The organism is Qipengyuania sp. R86523 (assembly GCF_044596365.1).
GTDB lineage: Bacteria > Pseudomonadota > Alphaproteobacteria > Sphingomonadales > Sphingomonadaceae > Qipengyuania > Qipengyuania citrea.
Genome location: NZ_CP138997.1, coordinates 1903338 through 1926775 on the forward strand (window position 1 = coordinate 1903338; position 23438 = coordinate 1926775).

General features: G+C 66.9%; 21 protein-coding genes. 7 read left to right on the forward strand and 14 right to left on the reverse strand.

All coding sequences use genetic code 11. From position 1 onward, the window contains the following. Nucleotides 1-31: 31 nt before the first annotated feature. From nth to guaA, 3 genes are read right to left on the reverse strand one after another with little or no spacing between them, the layout of a single operon-like run. Nucleotides 32-736, reverse strand: a complete 705-nt coding sequence (gene nth / locus SJY12_RS09340; protein ID WP_397505183.1) for an endonuclease III domain-containing protein — start codon at nt 734-736, stop codon at nt 32-34. Between the two features lie 11 nt (nt 737-747). Next, entirely contained in the window at nt 748-1614 is an 867-nt protein-coding gene (locus SJY12_RS09345) for a DMT family transporter (protein ID WP_397505184.1), read from the reverse strand. Beyond that, nucleotides 1605-3179, reverse strand: coding sequence for a glutamine-hydrolyzing GMP synthase (guaA, locus tag SJY12_RS09350; protein ID WP_397505185.1), 1575 nt, complete (start codon nt 3177-3179; stop codon nt 1605-1607). Before guaA ends, SJY12_RS09345 begins: the two co-directional genes overlap by 10 nt. Before the next feature lie 211 nt (nt 3180-3390). Here guaA and SJY12_RS09355 point away from each other — a divergent pair, with 211 nt between their 5' ends. After that, the gene (locus SJY12_RS09355; RefSeq protein ID WP_050601673.1) at nt 3391-3702 is read left to right on the forward strand and encodes a UrcA family protein; all 312 of its coding nucleotides are present in this window, start codon (nt 3391-3393) and stop codon (nt 3700-3702) included. Between the two features lie 448 nt (nt 3703-4150). On the opposite strand, the gene SJY12_RS09360 is transcribed toward SJY12_RS09355, so the two are convergent. Genes SJY12_RS09360 through SJY12_RS09370 form a run of 3 tightly spaced genes read right to left on the reverse strand, consistent with a single transcriptional unit; the run spans nt 4151 to nt 7820 of the window. Further along, nucleotides 4151-5704 (reverse strand): class I adenylate-forming enzyme family protein, encoded by a 1554-nt coding sequence (locus SJY12_RS09360; protein WP_230832108.1) that lies wholly within the window; start codon nt 5702-5704, stop codon nt 4151-4153. Nucleotides 5705-5736: 32 nt separating this feature from the next. Beyond that, nucleotides 5737-6441: a ZIP family metal transporter gene (locus tag SJY12_RS09365; protein ID WP_050601671.1), complete on the reverse strand. Its 705-nt coding sequence runs from the start codon at nt 6439-6441 to the stop codon at nt 5737-5739. After that, nucleotides 6435-7820, reverse strand: coding sequence for an L-serine ammonia-lyase (locus tag SJY12_RS09370; RefSeq protein WP_397505186.1), 1386 nt, complete (start codon nt 7818-7820; stop codon nt 6435-6437). The genes SJY12_RS09365 and SJY12_RS09370 overlap by 7 nt, the downstream gene beginning before the upstream one ends. Before the next feature lie 119 nt (nt 7821-7939). Between SJY12_RS09370 and gyrB the strand changes: the two genes are divergently transcribed. Together gyrB and SJY12_RS09380 are read left to right on the forward strand one after the other, a co-directional pair. Then, nucleotides 7940-10480 (forward strand): DNA topoisomerase (ATP-hydrolyzing) subunit B, encoded by a 2541-nt coding sequence (gene gyrB, locus SJY12_RS09375; RefSeq protein ID WP_397505187.1) that lies wholly within the window; start codon nt 7940-7942, stop codon nt 10478-10480. Between the two features lie 5 nt (nt 10481-10485). After that, nucleotides 10486-11553: an AI-2E family transporter gene (locus SJY12_RS09380; RefSeq protein ID WP_397505188.1), complete on the forward strand. Its 1068-nt coding sequence runs from the start codon at nt 10486-10488 to the stop codon at nt 11551-11553. A gap of 15 nt (nt 11554-11568) precedes the next feature. Here SJY12_RS09380 and SJY12_RS09385 read toward each other — a convergent pair whose 3' ends face one another. The 5 genes from SJY12_RS09385 to SJY12_RS09405 form a co-directional block, all read right to left on the reverse strand. Next, complete coding sequence (locus SJY12_RS09385) at nt 11569-12195, reverse strand: hypothetical protein (RefSeq protein WP_397505189.1); 627 nt, start codon at nt 12193-12195, stop codon at nt 11569-11571. A 72-nt stretch (nt 12196-12267) separates the two neighbouring features. Continuing rightward, entirely contained in the window at nt 12268-13071 is an 804-nt protein-coding gene (locus SJY12_RS09390) for a DUF1295 domain-containing protein (RefSeq protein ID WP_341859002.1), read from the reverse strand. Next, nucleotides 13061-13687 carry a lysophospholipid acyltransferase family protein gene (locus SJY12_RS09395; protein ID WP_063506235.1) on the reverse strand — a complete coding sequence of 209 codons (627 nt, stop codon included), beginning with the start codon at nt 13685-13687 and terminating at the stop codon, nt 13061-13063. The genes SJY12_RS09390 and SJY12_RS09395 overlap by 11 nt, the downstream gene beginning before the upstream one ends. Nucleotides 13688-13733: 46 nt before the next feature. Next, nucleotides 13734-15344 (reverse strand): carboxyl transferase domain-containing protein, encoded by a 1611-nt coding sequence (locus SJY12_RS09400; RefSeq protein ID WP_397505190.1) that lies wholly within the window; start codon nt 15342-15344, stop codon nt 13734-13736. Continuing rightward, a complete protein-coding gene (locus SJY12_RS09405; protein WP_348347148.1) occupies nt 15341-16510 on the reverse strand; it encodes an isovaleryl-CoA dehydrogenase in 1170 nt (389 codons plus the stop codon). The genes SJY12_RS09400 and SJY12_RS09405 overlap by 4 nt, the downstream gene beginning before the upstream one ends. Before the next feature lie 155 nt (nt 16511-16665). Between SJY12_RS09405 and SJY12_RS09410 the strand changes: the two genes are divergently transcribed. From SJY12_RS09410 to SJY12_RS09425, 4 genes are read left to right on the forward strand one after another with little or no spacing between them, the layout of a single operon-like run. Further along, nucleotides 16666-18192, forward strand: coding sequence for a sensor histidine kinase (locus SJY12_RS09410; RefSeq protein ID WP_230832116.1), 1527 nt, complete (start codon nt 16666-16668; stop codon nt 18190-18192). 49 nt (nt 18193-18241) lie between these two features. Next, complete coding sequence (locus tag SJY12_RS09415; RefSeq protein ID WP_397505191.1) at nt 18242-18715, forward strand: hypothetical protein; 474 nt, start codon at nt 18242-18244, stop codon at nt 18713-18715. Continuing rightward, on the forward strand, nt 18712-19479 hold the full coding sequence (locus SJY12_RS09420) for an ATP-binding cassette domain-containing protein (RefSeq protein WP_050601662.1): 768 nt from the start codon (nt 18712-18714) through the stop codon (nt 19477-19479). Before SJY12_RS09415 ends, SJY12_RS09420 begins: the two co-directional genes overlap by 4 nt. Next, complete coding sequence (locus tag SJY12_RS09425) at nt 19476-21011, forward strand: ABC transporter permease/substrate-binding protein (RefSeq protein ID WP_397505192.1); 1536 nt, start codon at nt 19476-19478, stop codon at nt 21009-21011. Before SJY12_RS09420 ends, SJY12_RS09425 begins: the two co-directional genes overlap by 4 nt. A gap of 1 nt (nt 21012) precedes the next feature. Here the strand turns inward: SJY12_RS09425 and SJY12_RS09430 are convergent, their stop codons facing one another. The 3 genes from SJY12_RS09430 to lgt are packed head-to-tail and all read right to left on the reverse strand — an operon-like array spanning nt 21013 to nt 23377. After that, a complete protein-coding gene (locus SJY12_RS09430; protein ID WP_230832119.1) occupies nt 21013-21426 on the reverse strand; it encodes a DUF2147 domain-containing protein in 414 nt (137 codons plus the stop codon). After that, nucleotides 21423-22505, reverse strand: coding sequence for a class I SAM-dependent methyltransferase (locus SJY12_RS09435; RefSeq protein WP_397505193.1), 1083 nt, complete (start codon nt 22503-22505; stop codon nt 21423-21425). The genes SJY12_RS09430 and SJY12_RS09435 overlap by 4 nt, the downstream gene beginning before the upstream one ends. After that, the gene (gene lgt / locus SJY12_RS09440) at nt 22502-23377 is read right to left on the reverse strand and encodes a prolipoprotein diacylglyceryl transferase (protein WP_397505194.1); all 876 of its coding nucleotides are present in this window, start codon (nt 23375-23377) and stop codon (nt 22502-22504) included. The genes SJY12_RS09435 and lgt overlap by 4 nt, the downstream gene beginning before the upstream one ends. Nucleotides 23378-23438 lie beyond the last annotated feature (61 nt).

Sequence of the window (23438 nt, forward strand, 5' to 3'; positions counted from 1 at the left end):
CGCTTGTGGCGCAAGCGGGCGCGCGCTGCAATCAGGCGCGGTGCCGCCCGGTTTCGCACAGCGCCTGCGCCGGGCATTCGGGGCAGGCGGGCGCCGCCGGGCGGCACCAGGTCTGGCCGAGCTTCTTCATCAGCAGGTGATGCTCATCATATTCCGCCCCCGACCAATCGGCCGGCATCGCCGGCATGATCGCGGCGAAAGCCCGCGCGGTGCTCGCCTTGGGCGGCACCAGCCCCATGCGCTGGAGAATGCGCGTGTGGTGTCCGTCAAGCACGATCGCGCGGCGGTCGAGCGTGCTGGCATTCATCACTCCGGCGGCGATCTTGCGGCCCACGCCGGGCAGCTGTTCGAGCCAGTCCATCGCTGCGGCAGTGCCCATCTCGGCCAGATGCGCGAGGTCGACGCCGCCGCGAAGGTCGATGAGCGCGGCCAGGCTCGCCTGCAATCGCTCCGCAGCGACATTGGGATAGGTCTGCGTCGCCAGCTCGGCCTGCACATCGGCCAGCGGCGCGGTGGCCACCGCCTCCCAGCAGCCCCAGCGGCGAAGCAAGCGATCGGTTGCGGCGTTCGAGATTTCGGACTTGGTCCGCGCCCCGATCACGCCCTGCACCAGCACCCATTCGGGCTGGCGCCATTCGGCCGCCGCGCGCTCGATATGGCCGAACCGCTGGACCAGCAGCGCCTGCAGGCGGCGGATGGTTGCCGTGCGCGGATCGGGGCCGAGCGGCAGTTCCATCGCTCAGCGGCTCACCGTTTCAGCGTCATGGCGATGCCGGACAGGATCAACGCGCCGGCCACGAGCAATTCGCTCGTGACAAGTTCGCCGAGCAGCGCCGCCCCGCCCATGGCGGCGACCAGCGGTGTCGCCAGTTGGACGGTCGCCAGCGTCGCGAGCCCGAGCGAGGGCGACACGCGGTTCCACACGACATAGCCGAGCCCCGAGGTGAGCGCGCCCGAGAGGACGGCCAGCAGCGCCCCGGTGGCGCTGGGCATGCTGCCGGCAAAGGCAAGCAACGGTAACGCCAGCACTGCGCCGATGGCGAAGCTGCGCGCGGTATGGACACCCGCACCCACGGCAACCGCGCGGCCGATCATCGTATAGGCGCCCCAGGCCATGCCCGAGATTGCCATGAATACGGTCGGCAGCACCCGGCCACTTTCGACCTGCGGGACCAGCAGCACGGCGAGCCCCCCGAGCGACAGCAGCAGCCCAGCCCAGCCCAGCAGCCGCATCGGTTCGCCGCGCAGCATGCCCGCCAGCACCACGGTCGCCTGCACCACGGTGAACAGGATCAGCGCGCCGGTGGCGGTCGGCAGATCGACATAGGCGAAGGAGAACATCGCCACGTAAACGAACAGGCTGATTCCGCCCAACAGGCTCCAGCGGCCGGTGCCGCGCAGCAATAGCGGCGCCAGCACGATCGCGCCGGCGCCCAGCCGCACGAGTGAGAAGGTTGCGGCGTCGATCCCGCCGGCGGCGAGCGCATAGCGCGCAATTACCGAATTGCCCGCAAAGGCGAGGATCGCGATGCCGGCCAGCAGCACGATCGCGCCGGGCCCGAAACGTCGCGGCTGCGCAGGCCGGGGCCCGGCCTGCAGGGAGGCTATTCCCACTCGATCGTACCGGGGGGCTTCGAGGTGTAGTCGTAGACCACGCGGTTGATGCCCTGCACTTCGTTGATGATGCGCGTGGCCACCCGGCTGAGGAAGGCGCTGTCGAAGGGATAGACATCGGCCGTCATGCCATCGGTGCTGGTCACCGCGCGCAGGCCGCAGACACTGTCATAGGTGCGGCTATCGCCCATCACGCCAACGGTCTTGACCGGCAGCAGCACCGCGAAGGCCTGCCAGATCGCGTCGTAGAGGCCCGCATTGCGGATTTCCTCGAGGTAGATCGCATCGGCCTTGCGCAGGATGTCGCAGCGCTCCTTGGTGACTTCGCCGGGAATGCGGATCGCAAGGCCCGGGCCGGGGAAGGGATGCCGCCCGACGAAAATCTCGGGCAGGCCCAATTCGCGGCCCAGTTCGCGCACCTCGTCCTTGAACAGTTCGCGCAAGGGTTCGACCAGCTTCATGTTCATGCGTTCGGGCAGGCCGCCGACATTGTGGTGGCTCTTGATCGTGACCGAGGGCCCGCCGGTGAAACTGACGCTTTCGATGACATCGGGATAAAGCGTGCCCTGCGCGAGGAAATCGGCCCCGCCGATCTTCTTCGCTTCCGCCTCGAACAGGTCGATGAACGCGCCGCCGATGAACTTGCGCTTCTTTTCCGGATCGGTCTGGCCCGCCAGACCGCCGAGGAACCGCTCCTCCGCATTCACATGCACAAGCGGGATATTGTAATGGTCGCGGAACAGCGTCACGACCTGTTCGGCCTCGTTCATCCGCATCAGCCCGTGATCGACGAAGACGCAGGTCAGCTGGTCGCCGATGGCTTCGTGGATGAGGACCGCGGCCACTGCCGAATTGACCCCGCCCGACAGGCCGCAGATGACCTTGCCGTCGCCGACCTGTTCGCGGATTTCCGCGATCTTGGTCTTGCGGAACTCGGCCATGGTCCAGTCGCCGGCGAGCCCGCAGACATGGCGCACGAAATTGGCCAGCAGCTTGCCGCCATCGGGCGTATGCGCCACTTCGGGGTGGAACTGGGTGCCGTAATACTTGCGCTTTTCATCGGCGATCACGGCGAAGGGCGCGCCATCGCTGGTGGCGACGATCCGGAAGCCGGGCGCGAACTGGGTGACCTTGTCGCCATGGCTCATCCACACCTGGTGGCGTTCGCCGTTCTGCCACATGCCATCGAACAATGCGCATTGTTCGGTCACGGTCAGATAGGCGCGGCCGAATTCACCGCCCTCGCCGGTCTCGTGCCCGGGACGGACCTCGCCGCCAAGCTGCTGGGTCATGACCTGCTGGCCATAGCAGATGCCGAGGATCGGCAGGCCGCTGTCGAACAGCACCTGCGGGGCGCGCGGGCTGCCCTCGTCGCACACGCTGGCGGGCGAGCCCGACAGGATGATGCCCTTGGGCTTGAGCCGCTCGAACGCCTCTTCCGCCTGGGTGAAGGGCGCGATTTCGGAATAGACCCCTGCCTCGCGCACGCGGCGCGCGATGAGCTGGGTGACCTGGCTGCCGAAATCGACGATCAGGATGGAATCGGGGAGGTGTTCTGCCTGCATGGCGTTCCCGTTAAGGCCAGCGTGCGCCGCCTGTCCAGCATTCGCCTGCGGAGCATCGCAGACGGCCACCGGCCGATGCACAGGTGCATCGCTTTCAACACTATCCTGCGTATTTTGCACTTGCGAAGAGAAATGGTGCGGCGCACAACGATAAACGAGAACAAACCACAGGATGTTTGAAGAGCGACAATACCTTCAACAGGAGACGCTCGTGAAAATTATCAACCTTCTCGCCGCCGGCCTCGCTGCTACCGCCCTGCTGGGTGCCCCCGCACAGGCGCTTTCAAAGCGCACCGAAGTCAGCATCGCGGTCGATTTCAATGACCTCGACCTGCGCGACCCCTCGCAGCTCGCCGAACTGCGCGACCGCGTCGATGCCGCAGCGCAAGCCGCCTGCACGCACCCCGAAGCGCTGTCGGTTAACGCTTTCTCCTACGATCGTCGCTGCAAGGCCTCGCTGGTTGCTTCGGCACAGCAGATGATCCGCCAGAAGGCCACCGCCACGCTCGCCAGCGCACGCTGAGCCAGCCGCTGGATGAAGACCCGGTGTCGCCCGCCCGGCGGCACCGGGTTTCTCATGCCCGGAAGGCAGTGCGCATCGCACGCAGGGGCCGAGCTCGTATATTTTTGCAATGAGACAGTTGGCGATTAGCGTTGCGCAATTCGCAACATGTTTCAACGTTTTCTCACTTTCGTTCGCAGCCGCGCACGATTATTACCAGCTTCACAGCCGGACGGTGACCCCTGACACTCCCGTCCCGGACGAGTTACAGTTGCAGCGGTCCCCCAAGCAACCGCTGCTTCTGGCCTTCCTCGCCACCCGCGGCCGGCCTTCCAGGCCCCCCGCACCGGCGAGGCGATATGGCAGCGAGTAGAGACGCGGCCGCCGACATTCCTCTCCCTCCCCCCAAGAAGTCGGTGCCGCGTCTCGAAACGCTGCGCCCCGCCGCAGCAAAGGGACCGGGCGCCGCCTAGTCGGGCGCACCGCGCCGTGCGGCTTCCTCGCGCAGATCGGTCTTGAGCAGTTTGCCGATATGGCTGCGGGGCATTTCGTCGATCGCATGCAGCTGCGCCAGCCGCTGGGTCTTGCCCAGCCGCGCATTGACCGCTTCGCGAATCGCCTCGCAGCCGCGCGCCTGCGGCGTCAGCGTGACGAAGCCGACCGGCGTTTCGCCCCAGCGTTCGCTCGGCATGCCGATCACCGCGGCTTCCACCACGTCGGGTTCCTTCGCCAGTTCGTCCTCGAGATCGACGGGGAAAATATTGAACCCGCCCGAAATGATCATGTCCTTCGCGCGGCCGACCAGTTCGACGAAACCGTCGGCATCGACGCGGCCGATATCGCCCATCCGCTGCCAGGTCTCGCCGGTTTCCGGGTCGGTCCAATAGCCTTCGCGCGTCTTGTCGGGCTGGTTCTTGTAGCCGGCCATCATGGTCTGGCTGCGCCCGATCAGATTGCCCGCTTCGCCCGCCGCCACCGGCCTGTCGTCATCGTCGAGCACGCGGAGCTCGCTGCCCGGCGCCGGGCGTCCGACCGTATGCAGCTTGTCGGGAAACTTGTGCGCTTCGAGCAGGCAGACCACGCCGCCTTCGGTCATCGAATAGATCTCGATCAACGCGCCGGGCATCCGCGCCAGAACCTCGCGCTTGAGGTCCGCCGGGAACGGCGCCGAGGTGCAGTATTTCAACTGCAGCGCGGACAGGTCGAATTCGTCGAAGCGCGGTTCCTGCATCAGCCGGCGGTATTGCACCGGCACCAGCATGGTGACGGTGGTGCGGTCGTCCTGCGCCCATTCGAGCCAGCGCAGCACGTCGAACTTGCGCATGACGCGCACCGTCCCGCCTGCCAGCAGCGCGGGCAGGAAGGCCACCATCGTGGTGTTCGAATAGAGCGGCGTCGAGGCCAGCGTCCGTGCGGGTAGGCCGTTCTCGCGCCAGCTGGCCGCGGTCGCCGCGAACTGGCGCCAGCGCATCTGGTGCGAATGGACGATGCCCTTGGGCGTACCCGTCGTGCCCGAGGAATAGATGATGTTGAACGGATCGCCGGGCTGCGGATCGCAAGCGGGAGCCTGCGTGCCGGCGGGGGCCATCCACGCGTCGAGTTCTTCGTCAAGCACGATGCGGCGCATCCCGGGGAAACTGTCTTCGCCCAGTTCGGCCAGCTTGGCCCGGTCGATGAAGATATGCGCCGCGCCCGAATCGCGCGCCATCCCGGCAAGTTGCGCGGCGCTTGCGCTGGTGGTCAGCGGCGCGGCCACGCCGCCGGCGCGCACCGCGGCCAGGAACACCAGCGCATAGGGAATCGAGGAATAGCCGAGGATCGCGACCGATTGCCCGCGTTCCAGCCCGTCGGCCACCAGCCGTGCGGCCAGCCGTTCGACCCGGTCCCCCAGTGCCGCCCAGCTCAGCTCGCCGGTATCGTCGCGCAAGGCGATCTGGTCGCCCAGCGCCGCGGCATTGCTGCCGATGATTTGCGCAAAGCTGCCGAAAGGCGCGGCCAGCGCGCCATCTTGTGTCTCTCCCATGCGCGGCACCCTATCGCCGCGCGCGCGGCTGTCTAGCCGCCCGTGAGGCTGCCGAGCGAAAAGGCGAGGATGACGCCCAGCGCCGTGGCGATGCCCGCCCAGTGCCGATCCTCGCGGAAGGCCTGCGGGAAGACCTCGGTCGCAAGGCTGGCGACCACCGCGCCGGCGGCGAAGCAGCGAATGACCGCAAGGGCATCCTCGCCCACACCTGCAAGCGCCAGATTGCCCACGATCGCGGCGAGCGACAGCAGGATCGCGGTTCCCAGCCACAGCAGCATGACCTTGCCCCGCCCATGCCCGCCCGACACCATCGCGCGCGCACCGCCGGCCGCTTCGGGCAGGTTGGACAGCAGGATGGAGCCCGCCAGCGCGGCAACTTCGGCCCCGCCCACGCCGATCAGCGCGACACCGAGCGCGAGGTTCTCGGGGATCCCGTCGAGCGTGATCGCGGCCAGCAGGCCCCCGCCATCGTCGGGGCCCCATCTCTCGTCGATCAGATAGTCGGCGAAAGCGAATACGACGGCCCCGGCGGCAACCCCGAGCATGGCATGGAACACGCTTGCCGTCTCGATCGAGGGTTCGATCAGTTCGGTGGTGACCGACAACAGCAGCGCGCCGCCGGCCAGCGCGACCAGAAAACCTTCGAGCCGTTCGGGCAGCTTGCCGTAGATGCCCCAGGCGGCGCCGGCGACCAGCGCGCCCGACACCACCAGCACCACGGCCAGCAGCATCAGCATTCGATCACATTGACCGCCAGCCCGCCCTGGCTGGTTTCCTTGTACTTGCTCGACATGTCGAGCCCGGTCTGGCGCATCGTCTCGATCACTTGGTCGAGGCTGACGCGCGCATCGGTTTCGGGCCGGTGCAGCGCCAGCCGCGCGGCGTTGACCGCCTTGACCGCACCGATGGCATTGCGCTCGATGCACGGGACCTGGACCAGCCCGCCGACGGGATCGCAGGTCAGTCCGAGATTGTGCTCCATGCCGATTTCCGCTGCACTGGCGACCTGCGCGGGCGATGCGCCCCACAGCGCGGCGAGCCCGCCCGCCGCCATCGAGCACGCCACGCCGACTTCGCCCTGGCAGCCCATTTCGGCGCCCGAAATGCTGGCGCGCTGCTTGTAGAGCAGGCCGATCGCGCCCGCGGTCAGCAGGAAGGTCCGGCGGCTTTCGCCGCAGGCATCGTCTTCCGCGGTGACGCAATAGAAGCGGATCACCGCGGGAATGATCCCCGCGGCGCCATTGGTCGGCGCAGTGACCACGCGCCCGCCCGCGGCGTTTTCCTCGTTCACTGCCATGGCGTAGCAATTGAGCCAGTCGAACAATTGCTCGCGCTCGTTCGATTGCGGATTGGCCGACAGCTTGTCCCACAGATCGGGTGCCCGCCGCGCCACCTTGAGACCGCCGGGAAGGATGCCCCGCTGGTGCAGGCCGCGATCGACGCACTGGTCCATCGCGGTAGCGATCCGGTCGAGCCCTTCGAGAGTCCGCTCGCGCGGGCGGAAGGCATCCTCATTGGCGAGGATCAGCTCGGCGATCGAAAGATCGGTCCGCGCGCATTCGGCCAGCAGCTCTTCGGCCGAGCCGAAATCGTGCGGCACCCGTGTGCCCGTGTTGATCCGGTCGTCCTTCGGCTTGCGGCGGAGCTGCGCTTCGGAAGCGACGAAGCCGCCACCGGTCGAATAATAGGTCCGCCGCGACAGTGGCGCGCCGTCGGCATCGAACGCCTCCAGCTGCATGCCGTTGGGATGCAAGTCCGGAATGACATGCCCCGCGAGATCGATATCCGTAGCGGGATCGAACGCGATGTCCTGCCTGCCGCCGAGCATCAACCGGCCGTGCGTGCGCACGCGTTCCAGCGCGGCAGCGGCCTTGTCGGGGCAGGTCGTGTCGGGCGCGAAACCGATCAGCCCCAGGATGCTGGCATCGACAGTGCCGTGCCCCACTCCGGTAAGCGCCAGCGATCCCTGCAGTTCGACCGCAATCCGGGCAGTGCGCTCCAGCTTGCCGGCCTTGGCCAGCGCCCGCACGAAAGTGCGCGCGATGCGCATCGGCCCGACCGTGTGCGAGGAGGACGGGCCGATCCCGATCCGGAAGATGTCGAGCACCGAAAGCATGGCCGCGAGATGCGCTTTCCCCGCCGGTAAATCAACCGGTTGCAGACGAAACCGGGTGCGCGGCAAACTGTGGGTAAAATCGCTGCCGAAACTTTGGCAATCCGCCCGCTACCGCCTATATGATCACTATGGATGAAACCCCTGAAATGACGGGCGCCGAAGCGCCGAAAAAACCCGGCTACGGCGCAGATTCGATCAAGGTGCTCAAGGGCCTCGACGCGGTCCGCAAGCGGCCCGGCATGTATATCGGCGATACCGACGATGGATCGGGCCTGCACCACATGGTGTTCGAGGTGTCGGACAACGCCATCGACGAAGCGCTGGCCGGGCATTGCGACCTCGTCCTGATCGAACTCAATGCCGATGGCTCGGTCTCGGTCGAAGACAATGGCCGCGGCATCCCGGTCGACATGCACAAGGGCGAAGGCGTGTCCGCGGCCGAGGTTATCATGACCCAGCTTCACGCGGGCGGTAAGTTCGAGAACACCAGCGACGACAATGCCTACAAGGTGTCGGGCGGCCTGCACGGTGTCGGCGTATCGGTGGTCAACGCGCTGTCCGAATGGCTCGAACTGACGATCTGGCGCGACGGCAAGGAACACTGGATGCGTTTCGAGCATGGCGATGCGGTCGAAAGCCTGCGTGTCGTCGGCGATGCCCCCAAGGTCGAACAGAACCCCGACGAGAACGGGTTCAAGAAGGGCACGCGTGTCACCTTCAAGGCGTCGGAAGACACTTTCAAGAACGTGATCGAGTTCGATTTCGACAAGCTCGAGCACCGTTATCGCGAACTGGCCTTCCTCAATTCGGGCGTGCGGATCCTGCTGCGCGACAAGCGCCACGAGGAAATGCTCGAGCACGACCTCTATTACGAAGGCGGGATTGCGGCCTTCGTCAAATATCTCGACCGCAACAAGCAGCCGCTGGTCGCCGAACCGATCGCGGTGAGCGCGGAAAAGGACGGCATCGGCATCGACGTCTCGCTCGAGTGGAACGACAGCTATTACGAGAACGTCCTCACCTTCACCAACAACATCCCGCAGCGCGACGGCGGCACGCACCTCGCCGCGTTCCGCACCGCGCTGACGCGCACGCTGAACAATTACGCCAGCGCCAGCGGAATGCTGAAGAAAGAGAAGGTCTCGCTGTCGGGCGAAGACATGCGCGAAGGCCTGACCGCGATCGTTTCGGTCAAGCTGCCCGATCCCAAGTTCTCCTCGCAGACCAAGGACAAGCTGGTCAGTTCCGAAGTGCGTTCGCCGCTGGAAAGCCTGATGGGCGAGAAGATGAGCGAATGGCTGGAGGAAAACCCCGCCGAAGCGAAGGCGATCATCCAGAAGGTGATCGACGCCGCCGCCGCGCGCGAAGCCGCCCGCCGCGCCCGCGAGATGAGCCGCAAGGGCGCGATGAGCATCGCCTCGCTGCCGGGCAAGCTGGCCGACTGCCAGGACCGCAACCCCGCGAACTGCGAACTCTTCCTGGTCGAGGGCGATTCGGCAGGGGGCAGCGCCAAGCAGGGCCGCGACCGCAAGACACAGGCGATCCTGCCGCTCAAGGGCAAAATCCTCAACGTCGAGCGTGCGCGCTTCGACCGGATCATTTCCTCGAAGGAAGTGGGCACGCTGATCCAGGCGATGGGCACCGGGCTGCGCGACGAATTCGATCTCGAGAAGCTGCGCTATCACAAGATCGTGATCATGACCGACGCCGATGTCGACGGCGCGCATATCCGCACCCTGCTGCTCACCTTCTTCCACCGGCAGATGCCCGAGATCGTCAAGGCCGGGCACCTCTTCATCGCGCAGCCGCCGCTGTACAAGGTCTCGCGCGGGAAGAGCGAAGTCTATCTCAAGGACCAGCCGGCCTTCGATCGCTACCTGATCGCTCAGGGCCTCGATGCGCGCGTGCTCGAAACGCAAGGCGGAGGCGCGGTGCGCGGCGGCGGCGAGCTTGAAGCGCTGGTCGCGCATGGCCTGCGCATCCGCAACCTGCTGGCTTTCGTCCCGCGCAAGTACAACACCGACCTGATCGAGGCGATGGCGTTGGCCGGCGCGCTCGATCCGTCGGGCGATCGCGGCGCCGCGCTCGACCGTGCAGCCGCGCATCTGCAGATGGGCGACCCCGAAGCGCGCTGGCGCGCCGAAACCGGGGACGACGGCAAGGTCCGCCTGTTCCGCGTGTGGCGCGGCGTGACTGATGTCCACGAAATCGACCCGGCCTTCCTCGACAGCGCCGAAGCCCGCAAGCTCAACCGCGTCGCGCAGGAATTCGCCGATGTCTACACCGCGCCCATGCGGCTCGTCCGCAGCGGTGCGGCGGAGCCGGAAGAGGCGGACAGCGACAGCGAGAGCGACAGCGAAGAGGCCGCACCGATCTTTGCCGATGACGCGATTACTCTGCCGACGCAGCTGCTCGACGCAGTGCTGGCCGCGGGGCGCAAGGGTCAGAAGATCCAGCGCTACAAGGGTCTTGGCGAAATGAACGCCGAGCAATTGTGGGAGACCACGCTCGATCCGGACAATCGCGCGCTGTTGCAGGTCAAGGTCGAGGATGCCGACGTGACCGACGAGATCTTCACCCGCCTGATGGGCGACGTGGTCGAACCGCGCCGTGAATTCATCCAGGACAATGCGCTGAACGTCGCCAATCTGGACGTCTGATCGAGATGGGCGGGGGGCGTCCGACCGGATCGCTCGAGCAGGGGGGCTTCCTGCTCTTCCTCGCGCTCGTGTCGGCCGCGCTGATCGCGATCGTGCTGCCCTTTGCCCGTTCACTGCTGTGGGCGGCGCTGGCAGCGATCATGTTCCAGCCGCTCTACCGCTGGTTCCTCGCAAAGCGGCCCGACAAGGATAGCCAGGCTGCGCTGGCGAGCCTGGTGGTGATCCTGTTCGCCGTCGTCCTGCCCGCGCTGTGGATCGGCAGCGCGGTGGTCAACGAAGCGGCGGGGCTGTTCGTCGCCTTGCGCGACGGCGATATCGATGTGGCGCTCTATTTCGAAGAGGTGTTCGACGCGCTCCCGGCCAATATGCAGGCCACGCTGGCGCGCGCCGGACTGGGCGACCTGGGCGCTGTCCAGGCACGCGCGACCGCCTTTGTCCAGGCCAGCCTCGGCATCATCGCGGCGCAGGCCCTCGCAATCGGGGGCAGCGTTTTCGGTTTCGCGATCGGTTTCGCGATCGCGCTCTATGTTGGCTTCTTCCTGCTGCGAGACGGGCGGGCGATCGGCGAGACGATCCTCGCCGCGCTGCCGATGGAACGCGGCGTCGCCGACCGGCTCGCAGAACGCTTTCTCGTCATCGTGCGCGCCACGATCAAGGGATCGGTCGTCGTCGGGCTTGTCCAGGGCGCCCTCGGCGCGCTGACATTCTGGATCGTGGGGATCCCATCGGTCCTGCTGCTCGGCGTGGTTATGGCAATCGCCTCGCTGCTTCCCGCGCTCGGCCCGGCGATCGTATGGGTGCCCGCCGCGATCTACCTGCTGGCGACCGGCGCGATCTGGCAGGGCGTGGTGGTGATCGTCTCGGGGGTCGCGCTGATCGGCATGATCGACAACATCCTGCGCCCGATCCTCGTCGGACGCGACACCGGCATTCCCGACTGGTTGATCCTTGTCACCACGCTGGGCGGTATCGCGCTGATCGGCCTGTCGGGGATCGTGGTCGGGCCGCTGGTCTGCGGGCTGTTCCTCGCCGCCTGGGGGATCTTCGCCGAACAGCGCGCTGCCCGCGGCTAGCGCCCGCGCAGCGGGTCAGGCCGCGCGAATATCCTGCGTACCGCGCGCGCCGCCATCGCGGCTGTCGAGCCCGTCGAAGATCGCGCCGACGATCAGGCCCAGTTTCTCCTCGCTCAGCCGGTCGTCGACCACCGCGATGAGATAGGGCTGCAGATAGCAGCTCACCATCTGGTTGATGATCGACATGGCAGTATCGACCTCGAGCCCTTTGAGATAGCCTTCGGCCTGCGCTTCGGCGATCAGTTCGCACAGATAGTGGTCGGCCAGGTCGATATAGCTGCGGGCATAGTCGAAATAGCGTTCGCCCATCTCGACATAGAGGTTGAACGTCGCCGGGTCGTCGCGGAAATTGCGGTGCAGCAGCCGATAGCGGCGGGCGAAGAATTCGTACATCTTGCGCGGCGGCGGCAGGTCGGACGCCATCACGTCGTCCATCACTGCCAGCTTGGGGGCGAACCATTCGGCGGTTACCGCTTCGAGCAGGTCGCTTTCCTCGGGGAACACCGCGTCGATCCGCGCCCGCGCCACGCTCAGCTCGGCCGCCAGCCGCGTGCGCGAAACCTCTTCGCCCTTGCGTTCCATCAGCGCCATCGCTTCGCGCGCAAAGCGGCGACGCAATTCGTCGATTTCGTTCTCGCTCATGCCGGCGCGTTCCCTACTCCGCTCATCCCGCAAATTAGGCATGGACGTGCCGGGGTTAAACCCCCCATGCGGCTAGCCGGCGGATTTCTTCGGCGGGAGCGGGAAGAAGGCCGACGTCCGCGCCTTGTAGGCCGCATAGCCCGGCCGCGATTTCTTCATCCCGCCTTCGAGCAGCGGGGCGCCCGACCAGCGGGTGAGCGTGAAGGTCAGGAACAGCGGCCCGATCACGGTCGCCGCGGCCACCCACCAGCCCGCCGAAGCGGCCGCGATCCAGATGCCCCACCAGACGCAGGCATCGCCGAAATAATTGGGGTGGCGGGTGTAGCGCCACAGCCCGCGGTCCATCACCTTGCCTGCATTGGCCGGATCCGCCTTGAACCGCGCAAGCTGCCAATCGCCGACCCATTCGAAGAGGATCCCCACCAGCCACAGCGCGGCGCCGACCAGCGCCAGCCCGCTGAGCGGCGTGAGCGAGCCGGCTTCGAGAATGCCGTATTGCGCGGGGCTGGAGACGATGAACAGCAGCACCGACTGGCCGAGGAAGACCTTGGTCAGCGCCGCCACCGCGAACCGGCCCTGTTCGCGGTCCTTCGCCAGCATGCGCCGATAGCGCTTGTCCTCGCCCTCGCGGCGCCAGCGGATCAGCAGGTGGAGCGCGAGCCGGGCGCCCCAGATCACCGCCATCGCCATCAGCAGCGTGGCCAGTGCGCCGGGTTCGTAGAGCCGCAGCCAGCTGACCAGCGCCAGCAGGGCCATCCCGCCTCCCCAGAACGCATCGACGAAACTGACATCGCCGATCTGCACCGCGACCACCCACAGGATCAGGGCCAGACCAAGCAGGATCACGAAATTCGCGAGCAGCGATTCAACTATCACGCGTCTTCTCCTTCAGCGTAAGGGCGTGGTTTTCCAGCGCGGCGAACCGGTCGCAATCGGGGCGCTTCTCGCGGTAGAAGGCCGCCAGCCGGGCGAGGTCTGCCGCATAGTCGCCGGTCGGCACGATCGCTTCGCCGATGCCGCCGCGCATGGTGGCATTGTCGACCCAGGCGGGCACGATCGGCACGCCCGCCGCCATGGCGATATGGTAGAAACCGGTTTTCCATTCGCCCCTGAAGGTCCGCGATCCCTCGGGCGCGATGACCAGCGCCAGATCGTCTGACCGCGCGAATGCCGCTGCCACCTGTTCGACGTAATTGCCGCTTTTCGAGCGTTCGACCGGGACCCCGCCCATATCGAGCATGAACCGGGTCATCGGCCATTTGAACAGGCTCGACTTGCCGATGAAATTGGGCCGTATGCCCAGCTCGTGCGTCGCGCCGAGGAAGAAGATGAAATCCCAGTTCGACGTGTGCGGCGCGCCGAGAATGATGAATTTGTCGCAGTCCGGGCGACGGCCTTCGAGGGTCCAGCCCTTCCAGCGATACAGGGCGAGCAGAATGCGCCGCACCAGACGGCTCAGCAGCGAGGGCCGGCGGTTCGGATCGGTCGGCATGGTCTCTCCCCGCTTCCGCCTAGCACAAGCCCGGCGGATTGCGAGACTACATCCGGAACACGCCGAATTGCGGTCGTTCGGGGATCGGCGCCTCGAGCGTGGCGCCAAGGGCCAGCCCCAGTACGTCGCGCGTCTGCACGGGGTCGATCACCCCGTCGTCCCACAACCGCGCGGTGGCGTAATAGGGGTTGCCCTCGTCCTCGTATTTCTGGCGGATCGGCGCCTTGAAGGCTTCGGTCTCCTCATCGCTCCAGCTGTCGGCATCGCGGTGGACCGTCGCCAGTACCGAGGCGGCCTGTTCGCCCCCCATCACGCTGATCCGCGCGTTGGGCCAGGTGAACAGGAAACGCGGGCTGTAGGCGCGGCCGCACATGCCGTAATTGCCCGCCCCGAAGCTGCCGCCGATAACCACGGTGATCTTGGGCACGCTGGCGGTGGCGACTGCAGTGACCAGCTTGGCGCCATGCTTGGCAATGCCTTCAGCCTCGTACTTGCCGCCCACCATGAAGCCGCTGATGTTCTGCAGGAACAGCAAGGGGATCCGGCGCTGGCACGCCAGTTCGATGAAATGCGCACCCTTCTGCGCGCTTTCGGAAAACAGCACGCCATTGTTGGCGAGGATCGCGACCGGCATGCCCCAGATATGGGCAAAGCCGCACACCAGCGTGCTGCCGTAATGCTGCTTGAATTCGTGGAACTCGCTGCCGTCGACCAGCCGGGCGATGACCTCGTGCACGTCATAGGGCGCGCGGACATCGTCGGGGATCAGCGCATAGAGGTCCTCGGCATCGAATTGCGGGGCGCGGGCATCGCGCCGTTCCACGCTTTGCGCGGCGGCCGGGTTCTCGCCCAGATGGCTGACGATGTCGCGCACGATGGTCAGCGCATGCTCGTCGTTCTCGGCCAGATGGTCGACCACGCCCGACTTGCGCGCATGCAGATCGCCGCCGCCCAGGTCTTCCGCGCTGATCTCCTCGCCCGTCGCGGCTTTCACCAGCGGCGGACCGGCAAGGAAGATCGTGCCCTGTTCGCGCACGATCACCGTTTCGTCGGACATGGCCGGGACATAGGCCCCGCCCGCGGTGCAGCTGCCCATCACGCAGGCGATCTGCGGGATGCCAAGCGCGGACATGTTCGCCTGGTTGAAGAAGATGCGCCCGAAATGGTCGCGGTCGGGGAAGACCTCCGCCTGGTGCGGCAGGTTCGCCCCGCCGCTGTCGACGAGGTAGATGCACGGCAGGCGGTTTTCCTGCGCGATTTCCTGTGCGCGCAAGTGCTTCTTGACCGTCAGCGGGTAATAGGTGCCGCCCTTCACCGTGGCATCGTTGCACACGATCATCACCTGCCGGCCCGCAACGCGGCCGATTCCGCAGATCAGCCCCGCGCCGTTGATTTCGTCCTTGCCGTACATCCCGTTGGCTGCAAGCTGGCCGATCTCGAGGAAGGGCGAGCCGGGATCGAGCAGCCGCTCGACCCGTTCGCGCGGGAGCAGCTTGCCCCGCCCGACATGCCGCTCGCGGCTGCCTTCGGACCCGCCGAGCGCGGCTGCGGCGACGGCGGAGCGCAATTCGGCTGCGAGCGACCTGTTGTGCGCGAACCGCGCCTTGGCGTCGGGCGCTTCGCGGTCGAGCGTCGAGGTCAGGACCGGTGCGGTCATCCCGCCGCCCCGATGAGCTCGCGGCCGATCAGCATGCGGCGGATCTCGTTGGTGCCGGCGCCAATGTCGAGCAGTTTGGCATCGCGCATGTAGCGTTCGACCGGCCAGTCGAGCGTATAGCCCGCCCCGCCCAGCGCCTGGACGCTTTCGGCGGCCACACGGAAGGCGCTCTCGCTTGAATAGAGGATCACGCCGGCGGCATCGAAGCGCGTCGTCTGGTCGGCATCGCAGGCCTTGGCGACCGCATAGGTATAGGCCCGGGCGGTTTGCAGCGCGACATACATGTCGGCCACCTTAGCCTGCATCAGCTGGAAGCTGCCGATCGGCTTGCCGAACTGCTTGCGCTCGCGCAGGTAGGGGATGACCGTGTCGAGACAGGCCTGCATGATGCCCAGCTGGATGCCCGACAGCACCACGCGTTCGTAATCCAGCCCGCTCATCAGCACGCCGACGCCGCCGTTCAGCGGCCCCATCACGCGGTCTTCGGGCACGAAGCAATCGTCGAACACCAGTTCGGCGGTGGGCGACCCGCGCATGCCGACCTTCTCGATCTTCTGGCCGATGGAGAACCCCGCATCGTCCTTCTCGATCAGGAAGGCGGTGATCCCGCGGCTGCCCGCGCTGCCATCGGTCTTGGCATAGACCACCAGCGTATCGGCATGGGGCGCATTGGTGATCCAGAACTTGGTACCGTTGAGGCGGTAGCCGCCATCGACCGCTTCGGCCTTGAGCTTCATCGACACCACGTCCGATCCGGCGGAGGCTTCGGACATGGCGAGGCTGCCGACATGCTCGCCCGAGATCAGCGGGGGGAGATACTTGGCCTTCTGCTCGGCATTGCCCCAGCGGCGGATCTGGTTGATGCACAGGTTCGAATGCGCGCCGTAGCTGAGGCCGAGCGAGGCCGAGGCCCGGCTGACTTCCTCGACCGCGATGACGTGTTCGAGATAGCCGAGACCGAGCCCGCCATCCTCTTCGCTCACGGTGATGCCGTGCAGGCCCAGCTCGCCCATCTGGCGCCACAGTTCTTCGCGCGGGAAATAGTCTTCGCGGTCGATCTTCTCGGCCTGGGGGGCGATCTGTTCGTCGGCGAAGCGGGCCACGGTGTCGCGGATCATTTCCGCGCTTTCGCCAAGCTGGAAATCGAAATCGGGGGTCGCGCGCATGCTCTCTCCTTGGGGCTGGCGAAGGTTCTCTTTAGTTGCGCGGGCCGATAGCCGAGCGCGCCAGATGGGGCAAACGCAATAGGCCTGCTTTGCCCGCACCTGCGTGGAAATGCTTTACGCCATAGACGCTTGCTTCTAACCGCCTTGGCTGACCGATGTTTCGCAAGACGAGCATTCCATGGCCCGAAGGCAAACCCCCTTCGGATGCCTATTGCGACGACGAGCGCCGGCTCGCGGTGCTTGCTGCACACGGTACCGACGGGATGATCGACGATCCCGAGCTGCAGGGTATCGTCAATCTCGCCGCGAAACTGTGCGATGTGCCGATGGCCATGGTGACCATGGTCGAACAGGAACGGCAGCTGTTCCTCACCCGCACCGGGATCGATGCGCGCGAGACCCCGCGCTCGACCAGCTTCTGCGCGCATGCCATGCTCGAAGCCGAACCGATGGTGGTGCCCGACGCGCGCGAGGATCCGCGTTTCGCCGAGAATCCGCTGGTTACCGGCGAACCGCATATCCGCTTCTACGCGGGCCAGCCGCTGATCTCGGCCGAAGGCGCCCCGCTGGGCGCGCTGTGCGTGATCGACGACAAGCCGCGGCCCGAAGGCCTGACCGAACTGCAGCGCGAAACGCTGGCGGTGCTGGCCAGGTCGACCATGCGCGCGATTTCGCAGCGCCGGCTGGGCGAGACCGCGCAGGAAGCGGTGCACATGCGCGAGAGCTATCTCCAGCGGATGATCGACAGCGTGCCGGGGATCGCCTGGTCGGCCGATGGCGCGGGCAATTTCGACTATGTCAGCGCGCAGTGGAGCGAGCTGACCGCCACCGCCCAGCCGCGCCGGCTGGCCGACTGGCAGAATGCGGTGCACCCGGAAGACTGGGCGCAGGCCTCGGGCGCGTTCCAGGCCTCGCTCGAGAGCGGCAAGCCGTTCGAATACGAATGGCGGCTCAAGCTGTCCGACGGCAATTACCGCTGGATGCTGGCGCGCGCGGTGCAGACCCCCACCACCGAAGGGCAGAACCGCTGGTTCGGGACGGTCATCGACGTCGACCGGCAGCACCGCCTGTCCGAAGCACGCGACCTGCTGGCGAACGAACTGTCGCACCGGATCAAGAACATCTTCGCGGTGGTGTCGGGGCTGATTGCAATCCGCGCGCGGGGCAAGCCCGAGATCGCCGAATTCGCTGCCGAGCTTAACGATACGATCCGCTCGCTGAGCGCTGCGCACAATTACGTCCGCCCCGGACACGGGCAGCGCGCCAGCACGCTATCGGGTCTGCTGGCCGACCTGCTCGCCCCCTATGGCACGCCGGACCAGGAGCGTTTCAGCGTGACCGGGCCGGGCATCAGGATCGGCGCGCGCGCGGCCACGCCGCTGGCGCTGATCTTCCACGAACTGGCCACCAACTCGGCCAAATACGGCGCATTGTCGGCCCCCGACGGGTTCGTCACGGTGACGGTCGAGGCCGATTGCGAGGGCGACGACACGGTCTGCGTCACGTGGGACGAGAACACTCGCGGCGGCGCCGTTCCCACGCCGGGATCGCCCGAAGGCTTCGGTTCGCGGTTGCTGCGCATGGCCGTCGAAGGCCAGCTGAGCGGCACGTTCGAGCGCACCTATTCGGACGACGGGCTCGACATCCGGATCGTTTTCCCGCGCGCATCGATCCAGACCTGACCCGGGCTGCGCCTTGCGTGTGGGGCGCGGCTGTGCTTTGCCAGACCTCATGCTGAGCGATGCGAAATTCCTGCCGCGGCGACTGGCGCTGGCCGGCCTTGTCCTGTCCGCGCTCGCCGCCTGCAGCCCGACCGAGCAGCAAAGCGAAACGCTCACCGCGACGCAGCAGGCCATCGCCACTCCCACCGGCGAACCCGCGCCCGAGGTGTTCGCCGCGACCGCCTGGCGGGTGCTGGCGGCCGATGGCGCGCGCTACACCACCTATCTCGACCAGGACGGCACCTACCGCGACCTGCGCAACGGCGATCCGTGGCAGACCGGCAGCTGGCGGTATTCGGAGGAAGAAGGCAACGGCAAGCAGCTGTGCCTGCGGCCCGATGACGAAAACGGCGTCGAACGCTGCTGGGAACCGGACCGGATGCGCACTGGCGTGATGCGCGCCGAAAACGATGCGGGCACGGTGATCGAACTGGAAAGCGTCACCTACGCCCTGCCGGTCGAGACCGCCGACGAAGCCGCGTGAGCGGGGACCCGCCAGCGCTGGTCGAATTCAGCAACGTGCGCAAGAGCTATGGCCCGACGCTGGCAGTAGCCGGCGTGTCGCTGGCGGTCGGCGATGGCGAATTCGTCGCGCTGGTCGGCGCCTCGGGCTCGGGCAAGTCGACGCTGCTCAAGACCGTCAACCGCCTGATCGATCCGACCGCCGGCGCAGTGCGGTTCGCGGGCGACAATGTCGAAGGCCTGCCCTTGGCGGCGCTGCGCCGCCAGATCGGTTACGTGTTTCAGTCGGTCGGGCTGTTCCCGCACATGACGGTGGGCGAAAACATCGCCATCGGCCCGCGGCTGGTCGGCGAACGGCTGGCGGGCGAACGGATTGCCCGCCTGCTCGAACTGGTCGATCTCGAACCCGAAATGGCGGACCGGCTGCCCGACGAATTGTCGGGCGGGCAGCGCCAGCGGGTCGGTGTGGCGCGCGCACTGGCCAATGAACCGCGCTTGCTGCTGATGGACGAACCCTTCGGCGCACTCGATCCGATCACGCGCGACGCGCTCGGCGACCGGGTCCGCGCCCTGCATGGCGAATTCGGCCTGACCACGGTGATGGTCACTCACGACATGGCCGAAGCGTTGCTGCTGGCTGACCGCGTGCTGGTGATGGATGCCGGGAAAGTGGTCGCGGACGAAACCCCGCACGCGCTGCTGTCGGGGGCCGGCGGCGCCATCGCGCAGGGTCTGGTCGCGGTTCCCCGCGCGCAGGCCGACCGGCTGGCGGAGCTGGCCCGGTGAGCGCGATCTGGACCACGCTGCTTGGCCTCGGCGACAAGCTGGCCGCGCATGTGCTGCTGTCCGCTGCGGCGATCGCGCTGGGGATTGCAGTGGCCTTGCCGCTGGCGGTCTGGGCCAGCCGTTCCGAACCGGTCGCGCGCGCCACGCTGGGCTTTGCCAGCCTGGTGCAGACGATCCCCGCACTGGCGCTGCTCGCGCTGTTCTTCCCCATATTGCTGTCGCTGCGCGCCGTGTTCGGCGAAGGCCTGCCCACACTGGGTTTCCTGCCCGCGCTGCTGGCGCTGGCGCTGTATGCGCTGCTGCCGATCCTGCGCAATGCGGTGACCGCGCAGGTCAATCTCGACCCGGGCGTGATCGAGGCCGCGCACGGCGTCGGCATGAATTTCTGGCAGCGCCTGCGGCTGGTCGAAGCTCCGCTGACCGCGCCTTACATCATGGCCGGCATCCGTACCGCATCGGTGTGGACCATTGGTGCCGCCACACTGGCCACCACCATCGGCCAGCCAAGCCTGGGTGATCCGATCTTCGCCGGTCTGCAGACGCAGAACTGGGTGCTGGTGCTGGCGGGCTGTATTGCCAGCGCCGGTCTGGCGCTGGTCGCCGATGCGCTGCTTGGCCTGATCGAGAAAGGGCTCGCCACGCGCCGCCGGATGCTGACGTTCGGCGGACTGGCGGCGGTCCTGCTGGGCATTCTGGCCGCGCTTGCCGTCCAGTTCGGCGACCGGGGGGGCGACCGCATCGTCATCGGGGCCAAGGGCTTTTCCGAGCAATACATCCTCGCCCGCCTGATCGGGCAACAGCTGGAGGCGGCGGGGTACGGGGTCGAATACCGCGACGGGCTGGGTTCGGCGGTCGCGCATCAGGCGGTATCGACCGGGGCGATCGACGTGCTGGTCGATTACACCGGCACCATCTGGACCAACCAGATGGAACGCAGCGACAATCCCGACCGCGAAACCATGCTTGCCGAGATTGCCGCGTGGGAAACCCGCACCAGCGGCACGCATGTGCTGGGCCGGCTGGGATTCGAAAACGCCTATGGCCTCGCCATGCCGCGCGCGGCGGCCGAGGCCGGCGGTTTCGCCAGTATCGGTGATCTGGTGGGACGCGCGCAGGGCATGACCATCGGCGGCGATCCCGAATTCTTCGAACGGCCCGAATGGATCGCGGTGCGCGAGGCCTATGGCCTGCGCTTCGCCGCACGGCGCAATTTCTCGCCCACCTTCATGTACAATGCGCTGACCTCGGGCGAGGCCGACGTGATCGGTGCCTACACCTCCGACGGGCGGATCGCGGCGGATGACCTCGTGATCCTCGACGATCCGGAAGGCGCCTTCCCCAATTACGATGCGATCATCCTGCTCGCCCCCCAAACCGGGACGGACGACGCGCTGGTCGCCGCGCTCGAGCCGCTGATCGGTGCGATCGGCGTGGAAGCAATGCGCGAAGCCAATTATTCGGTCGATCGCGACGAAGACAAGCTGTCGTTCGGGGAGGCCGCGCGCCGCCTCGCCGAACGGATCGGCGGGTAGGCTAGCGTGCGCGCTGCCAGACCTGCGTCTGGCAGAAGGGGCCGATGCAGCCCTTGACCTCGAGCCGGTCGGGACCGCGGCGGCGCACTATCGAACGATAGGTCTTGCCGTTGTTCGGATCGTAGATCTCGCCGCGCCACGAATCCTCGTCTTCGGTGAAGCCGGTGAGGATCGCCATGCCGAGCAGCTTGCGGCTGCGCTTGGCGGCATCGCGGTTGTTGACGTCGCGCTGGTCGGCGCCCTGCGGCGGGGTGACGAGGAATTTGGCGATCCGCCCGCAGATGCTGCGCCCGCAATCGCCGATCTGCACGATGGCATCCCGGTGTTTGGTCACCCAGCGCCCCTCGATCGGTTCGGCGGCGGCCAGCGGCGTGGCAGCCAGTGCAAGCGCAGCCAGGGCGAACAGGTGTTTCATGACGGCGGCGTCCTTCGCTGGCCTTCGGGGAAACCCGCGCCGCGCGGCCAGTCGCGCGCGGACAGCGCCATGCATTTGAACAGGTCGCCCATGGCATCCTCTTGCACGAGGCGGTCATGCGCTTGCTGCACTTCGCGCGCGCGGCCGGGCGCCGCAGCGACCAGTGCCTGCGCGCGCAGGCCGATGCCCATCGCGGTCAGCCAGGCGCCCTGCGTGGTCAGCGAACTGGCCACGCCCTCGCGCCGCGCAATCGTGTAGAGCGTGGCGAAATCGACATGCGCGGTGAGGTCCATTTCGCCCGGTGCAGCGAAGACATCGACCTTTTCATGCGCACGGACGGCCTGCAGCGTCGCCCCGGTGCGAGGGGCGAGATGGCCGTAATCGATCAACAGCGCCGCGCCGCCCTGGACGTCGATCCGCCGCGCCAGCGCCTCGACCAGCGCCGCGGCGGCGGGGGAGGTTTCGATGACCGTGCCGACCGGCGCACTGCGCTGCGCGTCGGGCACCGCCGCGTCGAGCGGGCTCGGCCCCGAAACGAAGGCCAGATCGCCGTCCTCGATCCCGACCATCCGTTCGCGCCAGCCGGTTTCGGTCCGAACCAATTGCCGCACCGGCAGTGCATCGAGAAACTCGTTGGCGAGCAGCAGGATGGGGCGATCGGTCGGCAGGCTGTCGAGCGAATCGTGGAACTGCGCCCCGGCCAGCGCCGCTCCCTGGACCGCGCGCAGGGCCTCGGATCCCTCGACCAGATGCACCTGCGGGCGCAGCCCCTGGCTGGCCATCGCACGCAGCGCATCCTTCGCCAGCGTCCCCCGGCCCGGCCCGAGCTCGACATAGAGCGCGTCTTCCGGGCGCCCCGCCCGGGTCCAGATATCCGCCAGCCACAGACCCGCCATTTCGCCAAACATCTGGCTGATCTCGGGCGCGGTGGTGAAATCGCCGGCCGCGCCCAGCGGATCGCGCGTGGTGTAATAGCGGGCGTTGCTTTCGCCCATGTAGCGCGTGACGGGCATCGGCCCGTGCTGGGCGATCAACCTGCGGAAACTGTCCGCCAGCGGGGTCGAAACGGCTTCGCTCATGCGCGGCGGGTCTTGCCCGCCCCGGCGCTGCCCGTGGCCGGGCGCAGCAGCGCATAGACCAGGACCACGACACCGATCAGGATCATCGGCAGGCTGAGCCACTGTCCGCGCGAAAGGCCGGTTTCGACCACCACATAGGCGAGGTGCGTGTCGGGTTCGCGGAAGAATTCCATCAAAAACCGCCCCAGCCCCATGCCGATGGTGAAGACCGCCACCAGCAGGCCGGGCCGGTACCGGGCACGGGTCTGCCAGAACAATGCCAGCAGCAGCAGCCCCAGCAGCAGCCCTTCGAAGCCTGCCTGGTACAGCTGGCTGGGGTGGCGCGGGAGCTGGTCGGGATCGGTCGGGAAGACCATCGCCAGCGGGTAATCGCTGGCAACCGCGCGTCCGTAGAGTTCGCCGTTGACGAAATTCGCCAGCCGCCCGAGCATGTAGGCCAGCGGCACGTTGACCGCGATATAGTCGCAGATGCGCAGCCAGTTGAGCCCGCCGCGCCAGGCGACCCAGCTGATCGCGATCAGCACGCCGATGACCCCGCCGTGGAAACTCATCCCGCCTTCCCACAGCTTGAACACGTCCGCGCTGGCGAACAGTTCGGGTTTGTAGAACGCCGCATAGCCGATCCGCCCGCCAAGGATGACGCCGAGCGTGCAATAGAAGAACAGGTCGTCGGCATGGCGCTGCGCCATCGGCGCGCCGGGGGCCTTGATCATTTTCGACAGATGCCAATAGGCGAACAGGATGCCGAGCAGGTAGGCGAGCGAGTAGAACCGCAGCTGGAACCCGCCGACCTCGAACAGATAGGGCCGCAGCCCCAGATTTTCCCAGTAGATCGGCTCTGCCGCGCCCGATGCAGCCAGTAGTGACAGCAAGTGGTTATCCCCTTAGAGGTGAGTCGAAGGCCGCAACCGGCGACCCATCGGGGCGGCTTTT

What these genes read in the sequence shown, in the direction of transcription:
- nth (WP_397505183.1), bottom strand. Translation starts at nt 736, where the DNA reads ATGGAACTGCCGCTCGGCCCCGATCCGCGCACGGCAACCATCCGCCGC.
- guaA (WP_397505185.1), bottom strand. Translation starts at nt 3,179, where the DNA reads ATGCAGGCAGAACACCTCCCCGATTCCATCCTGATCGTCGATTTCGGC.
- SJY12_RS09360 (WP_230832108.1), bottom strand. Translation starts at nt 5,704, where the DNA reads ATGGGAGAGACACAAGATGGCGCGCTGGCCGCGCCTTTCGGCAGCTTT.
- SJY12_RS09365 (WP_050601671.1), bottom strand. Translation starts at nt 6,441, where the DNA reads ATGCTGATGCTGCTGGCCGTGGTGCTGGTGGTGTCGGGCGCGCTGGTC.
- SJY12_RS09370 (WP_397505186.1), bottom strand. Translation starts at nt 7,820, where the DNA reads ATGCTTTCGGTGCTCGACATCTTCCGGATCGGGATCGGCCCGTCCTCC.
- gyrB (WP_397505187.1), top strand. Translation starts at nt 7,940, where the DNA reads ATGATCACTATGGATGAAACCCCTGAAATGACGGGCGCCGAAGCGCCG.
- SJY12_RS09380 (WP_397505188.1), top strand. Translation starts at nt 10,486, where the DNA reads ATGGGCGGGGGGCGTCCGACCGGATCGCTCGAGCAGGGGGGCTTCCTG.
- SJY12_RS09385 (WP_397505189.1), bottom strand. Translation starts at nt 12,195, where the DNA reads ATGAGCGAGAACGAAATCGACGAATTGCGTCGCCGCTTTGCGCGCGAA.
- SJY12_RS09395 (WP_063506235.1), bottom strand. Translation starts at nt 13,687, where the DNA reads ATGCCGACCGATCCGAACCGCCGGCCCTCGCTGCTGAGCCGTCTGGTG.
- SJY12_RS09400 (WP_397505190.1), bottom strand. Translation starts at nt 15,344, where the DNA reads ATGACCGCACCGGTCCTGACCTCGACGCTCGACCGCGAAGCGCCCGAC.
- SJY12_RS09405 (WP_348347148.1), bottom strand. Translation starts at nt 16,510, where the DNA reads ATGCGCGCGACCCCCGATTTCGATTTCCAGCTTGGCGAAAGCGCGGAA.
- SJY12_RS09410 (WP_230832116.1), top strand. Translation starts at nt 16,666, where the DNA reads ATGTTTCGCAAGACGAGCATTCCATGGCCCGAAGGCAAACCCCCTTCG.
- SJY12_RS09415 (WP_397505191.1), top strand. Translation starts at nt 18,242, where the DNA reads ATGCTGAGCGATGCGAAATTCCTGCCGCGGCGACTGGCGCTGGCCGGC.
- SJY12_RS09430 (WP_230832119.1), bottom strand. Translation starts at nt 21,426, where the DNA reads ATGAAACACCTGTTCGCCCTGGCTGCGCTTGCACTGGCTGCCACGCCG.
- SJY12_RS09435 (WP_397505193.1), bottom strand. Translation starts at nt 22,505, where the DNA reads ATGAGCGAAGCCGTTTCGACCCCGCTGGCGGACAGTTTCCGCAGGTTG.